This window comes from Microcystis sp. M165S2 (assembly GCF_020245885.1).
Classification (GTDB): domain Bacteria; phylum Cyanobacteriota; class Cyanobacteriia; order Cyanobacteriales; family Microcystaceae; genus Microcystis.
Map to the genome: position 1 here is coordinate 1 of NZ_JADBTZ010000321.1, position 8,788 is coordinate 8,788.

Here is an 8,788-nt window from a genome sequence, read left to right on the forward strand (position 1 = left end):
CTTAGTGCAGGTAACAACCGGTGCGATAGCTGGAACTTACCTCGTTATTAATGATAGCACGGCTGGCTTCCAATCCAGCAATGATTTATTAGTAAATATCACTGGATTTACTGGCACTTTACCAGCTTTAGGGAGCATTCCAGTGGGTAATTTCTTTGTTTAAGTGTCTAAGCTCTCCTTCTAAGTCACCTAGAAAACGGGTTTCTCGGAGAAACCCGTTTTCTGAACTTTAAGACAAAAAAACGTTTCGCTGACAAACTCTATAAAGAACGTAGGTTGGTTTGAAGCATGAAACCCAACGCCTGCTCATGTTAAGCTTTTCACGACTACTTATAGTTAATCATGTATTTCTGGCAATTTCGTGTTTATCAGCGTCCTTTGCTGCGTCCCCTACAAACCCATCACAGACTATGGCAAATTAGGGAAGGAATTATTATTCGCTTAGAAGCGGAAGATGGACGTATTGGATGGGGAGAAATTGCTCCTTTACCTGAATTTGGCTCAGAAACATTATCGGCAGCAATATTATTCTGTCAAAGTCTCGAAAATCCCCTATCAATAACTTCAATTTTTTCTATTCCCGAACAATTTCCTGCCTGTCAATTTGCCTTTGAATCAGCTTTAGAAGATTTAAGGATAGAAAATCAATCAAGAGAATTAGAACCAAAAAATTATAGTTATTTATTACCCACTGGTGCGGCAGTATTTCCCTGTCTGGATGATATTTTAGCTTCTAATCAAACTAATACTTATAAATGGAAAATTGCAGTTAATTCTCTCCAGCAAGAGTTAACCTTATTTGAAAAATTAATTACCCGATTACCCAGGAAAAGTAAATTGCGTTTAGATGCCAATGGGGGATTAAGTATTGCTGAGAGTAAAATCTGGTTAAAAATTGCCGATGAATGTAGAATAATTGAATTTATCGAACAACCTTTACCCCCGTCTAAATTGGCAGAAATGTTGCAATTAAGTCAAGATTTTACCACAGGGATTGCCTTAGATGAATCCGTAGCCAATCTTCGACAAATAGAGGAATGTTATCAACGGGGATGGCGAGGAATTTTTGTGATTAAACCTGCTATAACCGGTTCAATACAAGGGTTAAAAAATCTCTGGGAAAAATATCCCTTAGATTTAGTATTTTCCTCCGTTTTAGAAACTAATATCGGCAGCAAATCAGCTTTACGTCTAGCACAAGAATACCCCAGAAAGGAGCGAGCTTTAGGCTTTGGTGTGCAACAATGGTTTAATAATAGTGACCCCGATTGGTTAGAAAAACTGTGGACGACATCAACAAACAATTAGCATATCTCAGTCAAAAAGATTGGCTATATGGATACAATAGCCAAAAATTTTATCAATTATATCAGTCCTATTCTCGGCAATTTATCGCCGCAGATAATCCTCGATTAACTATGCTTCTTTCCGAAGGCAATCCCCTTAAATTCTTAGCTATATTCTTGGCTGCCGTCAGTGCCAAAAGTTGCCTATTTCTAGCTAATCCCGACTGGAAAACTAACGAATGGCAACAGGTTTTCTCTCTGATGCAACCCGATTATATTTTGGGCGAAAACATCAAGGTTTTTAAGCATAGTTATACTCCTGTTAATCCTGTGACTAATTCTCTGATGATACCCACGGGAGGAACCTCGGGAAAAATTCGCTTTGCTATCCATAACTGGTTAACCTTAACTGCTTCTGTCAAAGGTTTCTCTGAATATTTTCAAGTCAAGCAGGTTAACTCTTTTTGCCTATTGCCCTTATATCATGTTAGTGGTTTAATGCAGTTTCTCAGAAGTTTTTTAACGGGGGGAGATTTTGCTGTTATTCCTTACCATAAAATCAAACAAAAGCGCATAAATAATCTCAATCTTCAAGATTATTTTATCTCCTTAGTTCCCAGTCAATTACAATTTTTTCTAGAAAATGATCCTCAATGGTTAGCCAATTTTAAAACAGTTTTACTAGGAGGTTCCCCTGCATGGCCATCTTTACTAGAAAAAGCTAGAGAATATAATATTTCTCTGTCTCCCACCTATGGAATGACGGAAACTGCCTCACAAATTGTCACCCTTAAACCAGAAGATTTTCGACGAGGAAATAATAGTAATGGACAGCTATTACCCCATGCTCAGATAAAAATTAATCCCGATAACCAGAAAATTATTATTGAAGCGAAATCTTTATTTTTAGGCTATTATCCCCATCTTAATCAAGCAAGCTACTTCGAGACCGATGATTTAGGTTACTTCGATGAAAGTGGTTATTTATATATCATTGGCCGCGATAGCCAAAAAATAATTACCGGAGGAGAGAATGTTTATCCTTTTGAGGTAGAAACTGCCATTAGACAAACTAATTTAGTTAAAGATGTGGTGGTTTTAGGATTCCCAGATTCTCGATGGGGACAGGTAATTGTGGCTTTTTATGTACCTGTTAATTCTCAGATAAACCAGACAATTATTCAATCCCAGATTAAAGATAAATTAGTCAATTATAAACTGCCGAAACATTGGATAAAATTACCGGAGATACCAAAAAGTACCCAAGGTAAGATTAATCAAACTACTTTAATTAAATTAGCTGAAACTTTTTTGACACCGAGTCAAACTCTCGACGATACTTAACCAAACCTTTCACTCCTGTTAAGCAATCAATCCGTAATTCTAAAACCATAAATACCTCCTCTGGAACGGGATACTCACAGGATAAATTTTTATTTTGAGCGGTTATAAACCCAAAACGATGATAAAAATGCGGGTTTCCTAAAACCACCACTGCATCAATTCCTCTTAGCGGCACATTCCCTTAGACTATATTGAGTTAAAAGAGAACCGATGCCCTTGCTTTGATAATCGGGTAAAATGGCTAGGGGTGCTAATCCCAGCAGATTTAAATTAGGTTTATTTTCCGACTCTAAAGACACTGGACTATAGAGAATATGACCGATAACTTTTTCTTCTTCTACAGTAACAAAAGAAAAGACAGGGACATTATTTCTCAAAGCATTGACTAAATTGGCTTCATTTTCCCGACCAAAAGCCAAGGGATTTACTCGGTATATGGCAGCAAAATCGCTGTTTTTTTCCGAGGAATTTCTGGCAATGGTAGTCTCCAGCCTATTTTATTAATGAATGTTAAAAGTTGATAGCTATCTTGCTCAAGATTGACCGGTTAGGCAATAATAAGAAGGTTTATCATCCCCATTAAAATAAAGAATGCTCAACGCTTTTATTTGGCTACCGATTATAGGGGCGATACTGATTGCCTACACGCCTCTAGAGGCGAAAAAAGTGCGAGGATTAGCTCTAACTCTTTCTGTCGTTCTCTTACTGCTGAATATTCTCCTTGGCTGGCAATTTGACCCTAGTAACCCGCAAATGCAGTTCACGGTTAACCTGCCTTGGATTAATTTCCTCGGTTTCAATTATGCCCTCGGTGTCGATGGATTATCATTTTCATTACTTTTTCTTAACAGCCTCTTGACAATAATTGCTCTTTATGCTAGTGGTACAGGGGTTAACCGACCGAGATTTTACTATTCCCTACTCCTGTTACTCAATGCGGGAGTAGCGGGGGCCTTTCTAGCGCAGGATTTACTACTATTTTTCCTATTTTACGAATTAGAAATCGTCCCGCTTTACTTTCTCATTGCCATTTGGGGGGGTCAAAGACGCGGCTACGCAGGCATGAAATTTTTATTATACACGGCAATTTCAGGCTTTTTAGTGCTAATCTCTTTCCTCGGCTTAGTTTGGCTAACCGGTGCTAATAATTTCGCCTATAATCCCCTTTTATCGAACAATTTACCCGTTAACACCCAATTATTGCTCCTCATCCCCCTTCTCATCGGATTAGCCATCAAAATCCCGATTTTTCCCTTTCATACTTGGCTACCGGATGCCCACGTCGAAGCATCTACCCCCGTTTCTGTGCTTTTAGCGGGAATATTACTCAAATTAGGAACCTATGGACTGCTGCGCTTTGGAGTCGGTTTATTTCTCGACGCTTGGGTGACTATCGCCCCTTGGTTAGCAACGATAGCAGCTATCAGCGCCCTCTACGGGGCCAGTTGCGCTATTGCCCAAAAGGATATGAAAAAAGTGGTCGCCTATTCTTCCATTTCCCACATGGCCTATATTTTACTAGCGGCGGCGGCCACCACCAGATTAAGCATCACTGCGGCGATTTTGCAGATGATTAGTCACGGTTTAATTTCCGCTTTGTTATTTTTGTTGGTGGGAGTAGTGTATAAAAAAACCGGCAGCCGGGATGTGGATTATCTACGCGGTTTATTAAATCCAGAAAGAGGTTTACCAATCACGGGAATGTTAATGATTTTAGCGGCTATGGCCAGCGCCGGCATCCCCGGAATGGTGGGATTTATCGCCGAATTTTTAGTCTTTCGTGGCAGTTTCCCGATTTTTCCGATACAAACGCTCTTATGTTTGGTCGCTAGTGGTTTAACCGCAGTATATTTTCTCCTGATGATTAATCGGGTTTTCTTTGGTCGTTTAACCCCTGAATTATCGCGCATTCCTCGCAGTACCTGGCCCGAAAGATTTCCCGAAATTGCTTTGGCTTTATTTATTATTGTTTTGGGATTACAACCGAATTGGATGATTCACTGGAGTGAAAACCAAGCATCAATGTTATTAACTGGGACGGCAATCAGTCAAAAGCAATCATAGAAACCTTTTTCGGGATTTTTTAAACCTAGACCGAAACTAACTTGTGGATATGTGCCGAAACGTCAAAAATTTTTGGCTTTGCGGAGGGAATTAACCGTTAAAACCACCTGTTCCCCCACCAGTTCAATTTCTTCTAAAGTATTAAAACGACTCAACCCGAAGCGCAGGGAGGCATAAGCGAGAGATTCGGGGCGACCCAAGGCAGTTAAAACGTGAGAGGGGGCGGTATGGCTAGAAGAACAGGCAGAACCGGAGGAAAGCGCCACTATTGGCTGTAATCCTAACAATAACGCCGCACCGTCCACCCCTTCAATACTAATATTTAAATTTCCGGCTAATCTTTGGCTAGGATGACCATTGAGATAAATTCTGTCTAATTGACTGATAATCTCCCATAAACGGGCTTTTAACCGATTTAAGTAGCTGGTATCTTCTTCGATCGCTTTGATGCCCAATTCTACCGCCTTGGCAAAACCGACAATTTGCGGTGTAAATATTGTACCCGATCGCAGTCCTTTTTCCTGGCCTCCCCCTTGAATTTGAGCGGCGAGACGAACTCTGGGGTTCCGGCGCCGGAAGTACAGCGCACCGATTCCCTTTGGTCCGTGGACTTTGTGGGCAGTTAAGGACATCAGATCTATATTCATTTCCTCCACATCTAGGGGAATTTTCCCGATTGCTTGGGCCGCATCCGTATGAAAAAGTACCTGATACTGGCGACAAATCGCCCCAATTGCCGCTAAAGGTTGAATCACCCCAATCTCGTTATTAGCCGCCATAATTGACAGCAAAATCGTGTCAGGACGCAAAGATTTTTCTAGTAATTCCAAGTCAATTAGACCATCAGTACCGACGGGTAAAATTGTCACCTCAAAACCCAATTTTTCCAGATAATGACAGGGATCTAAAACGGCGCGATGTTCTGTCACCACCGTAACTATGTGCCGTCCCTTGGCGAAATAAGCTTCGGCAACCCCTTTGATAGCTAGGTTATTGGCCTCCGTTGCCCCACTGGTAAAAATAATTTCTTCGGGACTACTATTAATAGCAGCGGCGATTGTTTCTCTTGCCTGTTTAACCGCAGCCTCGGCTGTCCAACCATAGACATGATTAATACTACTGGCATTACCAAAGTGTTCGGTAAAATAGGGTAACATCGCCGCCAGAACTTGCGGCTCTAGCGGTGTCGTGGCGTGGCAATCTAGATAAATCGGCTTTTGAGACATATTTTTCCCCTGCGGGGGATTTGAGAAGGAGATATCCCCTGTTTTAAGAGAATCTCTGAAAGTGCATTGCTAATCTATGTTAACAAAAAAGTATCGGATAGTAGTCAACAGCTTACAACTCAGTCTAGAACTTTAAGATTTAATAATGAGAGCGCAATCGCTCTCTGACAGCAGTTACAATTTCCCTATTCCAATGTTGTTCAGTAACCCAACAGGATTAATAAAACATATTTTCCGGCTCAATCATGGCTAAAAAATCGAAGGCATTTAGTGAACTGCTCAGGCTGCAGAAAATGTCCCAAGGCTCCCAGAACCTCTTGAAAAGCTTTGAGAAGAAATTAAGAGAAAAGTCCTTGCCTTTCAAGGAAATTGTCGTCTCTCCTTCTGGGGAAGTCAAAATGTCGGAAGTTCTGGAGGATTTTGTCGAGCCTTACCGGGAATCCCCTGAAACGAAGGAATCCATGCGAAGATTGCTGACCCTAGGGACAATCGCTTGGAATCTGGCGTTGTCCCCCGAATCAAAGCGGCAAGGGATGATAGACCGAGTTTTTAACAAAGACCTTCTTAACGGAGATGAAAAGCTCAAGGCGGAGATTCAAGGGCTAATCGAGGAGCTAATCGCCAGGAAAAACCGTTATTTCTCGGAAAACAGACGAATGATTGTGGATTTTGAGTTAAAAGAGCTAGGAAACGACTATCATATCTCTGTTGCCTCAACTTTGTCGCCAGAATTTTCCGAGTCAGAGTTTGACTTCAAAGTCGGCGACTCGGTCATCGTCAAACAGGGTGTACTCGACCCAGATTTTGGGACTGACATCGGTGGTTGGCAAGGAAGAATTGTGACAATTGAGCGGCAGAGCAATCACATCGGCATTGTGACAATTGAGCGGCAGAGCAATCACATCGGCATTGAATGGGATAGCATCACCCTGAAAAACATCCCTAGTTCGGTGATTGACCAGTGTGAAGTGGAAAACTTAGACTGGACTCAAATGTGCCTCTCCTCAACGGATGTGGAATTAACCCAACCTCGAGATACAGAAGAAGATGTGGCCGCTATCATTGAGCAAATTGAGTCTAACATCGTTGGAGCTATTTAGCAGAAAAGAGAAAGGCGATTCAGGCGGTTGGCCGACGTTGACCCTGAGGAGGAAATGGCGGCTTTAGACGCTTGGAAAAAAACACTTGATTCATTACCCTATTGACCATCGAGCAGCGATTTGGAGGAGAGAAATTTGAGATGGATGATTCCCAGAAATACGAGGCTGACTGTCAAAAGATAAGAAAAGCCAATCATGAATTACTAACGGATTTTGAGAGTTGGCTAGAATCATCAGGCCTGTCCGAAAAAACCATTAATAATCATGTTTCAAATATAGATTTTTATATCAACGAATATTTACTCTATGAAGATGCCGTAGAAGCCAAAGACGGGGTAGATATGGTCAGTGACTTTTTGGGTTATTGGTTTATCAAAAAGGCCCTGTGGGCCAGTCAATCAAGCATCAAGGCTAATGCAGGTAGTCTGAAAAAGTTCTACACTTTCTTACTGGAAAAAGGCCTAATAGATAAAGATGATTTGCAAGAACTTAAAGAAACCATCAAGGAAGAAATGAGTGAATGGCTGGAAACTTTAAGGCGATACGATGACCCATTGACTGAAGATATGTCGGATGTTTGGTAATCTTAACCAAGTGGCAATCCCCCACCCTGTGGCTGAGAAGCTATAATATCATTGTCAGGACACAACAAGAGTGAAACAATGGAAACATTAGAATTAGAAAGCGGCCAGTCGATTCTTAAAGCTGGTCAAACAACCACAGAAAGAGCTTTACAATTGTTTGACGCTCTCGACCCCGTGAGTTTAGACTTTATGCTCGGTCGTTGGCAAGGTTCTGGACTTCAGACAAATCACCCAATGGATGGTTTATTAGAAGCATCTAATTGGTATGGTAAAGAATTTGTCGATACTGAGAATGTCCACCCCCTGTTATTTTTAGATGGTCAGGGAAAAATTTTTAAGGTGGCACCCAATCCCACGGCCATGAACTGGATTTTGAAGCTGCCGATACTCAAAAATAATTCTCTGAAACCTTTACTGATGCTGACCAACTCCTTGCTGAAAACAGAGACAAGTCAGGCTAGACTGCGAATGATGGAATATCGGGGCAAAGTCAGCGCCACGATGATTTATGATTATTTGCCCATCAATGACTCTTTTCGGAAAGTAGATGATAATACCGTGCTGGGAATTATGGATTTTAAAAACTCTCCCCAACCTTTCTTTTTTGTTCTCAAGCGATGTCAAAGACCTCTTAATTCTTGAGGTTCGATTTAAACGCTCTGGTGCAAGAATTTAGAGTTGAGGGATAATTCAAGTACAGAGGAACAGGAGGTAATTATGAACTTATCATCGTTGTCATCGGGTTGAAGTGGCTGAGAAGTTAAAAAAATTAACTCGCCAACCAATTAAGCATTTAGAATAATAAATTCTACACTTGCTGTGGACGAAATGCGTGTTCATCCCATTCTTCTTGATAAATAGAGTCAGAGGTTTGATTCATTTTGAGTGCAATATCACTTAAGAGTTTGTGGTGTTTGAACATTCTTCTAATTTCACCATCGACTAGATTTAACAAATAAGGAATTTCATTTCCTAATTTGACAAAGGAGAGATAATATTAAATATTTGTAAACTTTTTCGCCTAAGTTACCTTTCTGTGGTAAGCAAATCTTTACTGCTCCGATTCGGGGGTTTCTTGGGAGGTGTCATCGTTGTTGGTTTTTGGTTCTTGTCCTTTAAAAATCGTGATGGATCGCCAAAAACCCTCTAAAAACTGATTGAGAGTCGTTTCCTTGATTTTACCC

At 40.9% G+C, this 8,788-nt stretch carries 8 protein-coding genes and 1 pseudogene; 7 read left to right on the plus strand and 2 right to left on the minus strand.

Annotation, left to right across the window (positions count from 1 at the left end):
- From IM479_RS15945 to IM479_RS15955, 3 genes and pseudogenes are all read left to right on the plus strand, one after another.
- A partial coding sequence (locus IM479_RS15945; RefSeq protein WP_287684031.1) for a bluetail domain-containing putative surface protein occupies positions 1–163 on the plus strand: 163 nt, incomplete at its 5' end.
- Between the two features lie 179 nt (positions 164–342).
- Positions 343–1,308: an o-succinylbenzoate synthase gene (locus IM479_RS15950; RefSeq protein ID WP_287684114.1), complete on the plus strand. Its 966-nt coding sequence runs from the start codon at positions 343–345 to the stop codon at positions 1,306–1,308.
- Positions 1,284–2,623, plus strand: a pseudogene (locus IM479_RS15955) (2-succinylbenzoate--CoA ligase); the annotation flags it as partial. The gene IM479_RS15950 and the pseudogene IM479_RS15955, both read left to right, overlap by 25 nt.
- A 162-nt stretch (positions 2,624–2,785) precedes the next feature.
- Here IM479_RS15955 and IM479_RS15960 read toward each other — a convergent pair.
- Positions 2,786–3,049: a GNAT family N-acetyltransferase gene (locus IM479_RS15960; protein WP_287684116.1), complete on the minus strand. Its 264-nt coding sequence runs from the start codon at positions 3,047–3,049 to the stop codon at positions 2,786–2,788.
- A gap of 172 nt (positions 3,050–3,221) precedes the next feature.
- Here IM479_RS15960 and IM479_RS15965 point away from each other — a divergent pair, with 172 nt between their 5' ends.
- Positions 3,222–4,694, plus strand: coding sequence for an NADH-quinone oxidoreductase subunit M (locus tag IM479_RS15965; protein WP_287684117.1), 1,473 nt, complete (start codon positions 3,222–3,224; stop codon positions 4,692–4,694).
- A gap of 62 nt (positions 4,695–4,756) precedes the next feature.
- On the opposite strand, the gene IM479_RS15970 is transcribed toward IM479_RS15965, so the two are convergent.
- A complete protein-coding gene (locus IM479_RS15970; RefSeq protein WP_287684118.1) occupies positions 4,757–5,920 on the minus strand; it encodes a cysteine desulfurase family protein in 1,164 nt (387 codons plus the stop codon).
- A gap of 245 nt (positions 5,921–6,165) precedes the next feature.
- Here IM479_RS15970 and IM479_RS15975 point away from each other — a divergent pair, with 245 nt between their 5' ends.
- From IM479_RS15975 to IM479_RS15985, 3 genes are all read left to right on the plus strand, one after another.
- Complete coding sequence (locus IM479_RS15975) at positions 6,166–7,020, plus strand: hypothetical protein (protein ID WP_287684119.1); 855 nt, start codon at positions 6,166–6,168, stop codon at positions 7,018–7,020.
- A 140-nt stretch (positions 7,021–7,160) separates the two neighbouring features.
- The gene (locus IM479_RS15980) at positions 7,161–7,604 is read left to right on the plus strand and encodes a site-specific integrase (protein ID WP_012268038.1); all 444 of its coding nucleotides are present in this window, start codon (positions 7,161–7,163) and stop codon (positions 7,602–7,604) included.
- Between the two features lie 78 nt (positions 7,605–7,682).
- Positions 7,683–8,246: a DUF4334 domain-containing protein gene (locus tag IM479_RS15985; RefSeq protein WP_286826300.1), complete on the plus strand. Its 564-nt coding sequence runs from the start codon at positions 7,683–7,685 to the stop codon at positions 8,244–8,246.
- The last annotated feature ends 542 nt before the right edge of the window (positions 8,247–8,788 follow it).

Coding starts and splice junctions, on each gene's coding strand:
- IM479_RS15980 (WP_012268038.1), top strand. CDS start 7,161: ATGGATGATTCCCAGAAATACGAGGCTGACTGTCAAAAGATAAGAAAA.
- IM479_RS15970 (WP_287684118.1), bottom strand. CDS start 5,920: ATGTCTCAAAAGCCGATTTATCTAGATTGCCACGCCACGACACCGCTA.
- IM479_RS15950 (WP_287684114.1), top strand. CDS start 343: ATGTATTTCTGGCAATTTCGTGTTTATCAGCGTCCTTTGCTGCGTCCC.
- IM479_RS15965 (WP_287684117.1), top strand. CDS start 3,222: ATGCTCAACGCTTTTATTTGGCTACCGATTATAGGGGCGATACTGATT.
- IM479_RS15985 (WP_286826300.1), top strand. CDS start 7,683: ATGGAAACATTAGAATTAGAAAGCGGCCAGTCGATTCTTAAAGCTGGT.
- IM479_RS15975 (WP_287684119.1), top strand. CDS start 6,166: ATGGCTAAAAAATCGAAGGCATTTAGTGAACTGCTCAGGCTGCAGAAA.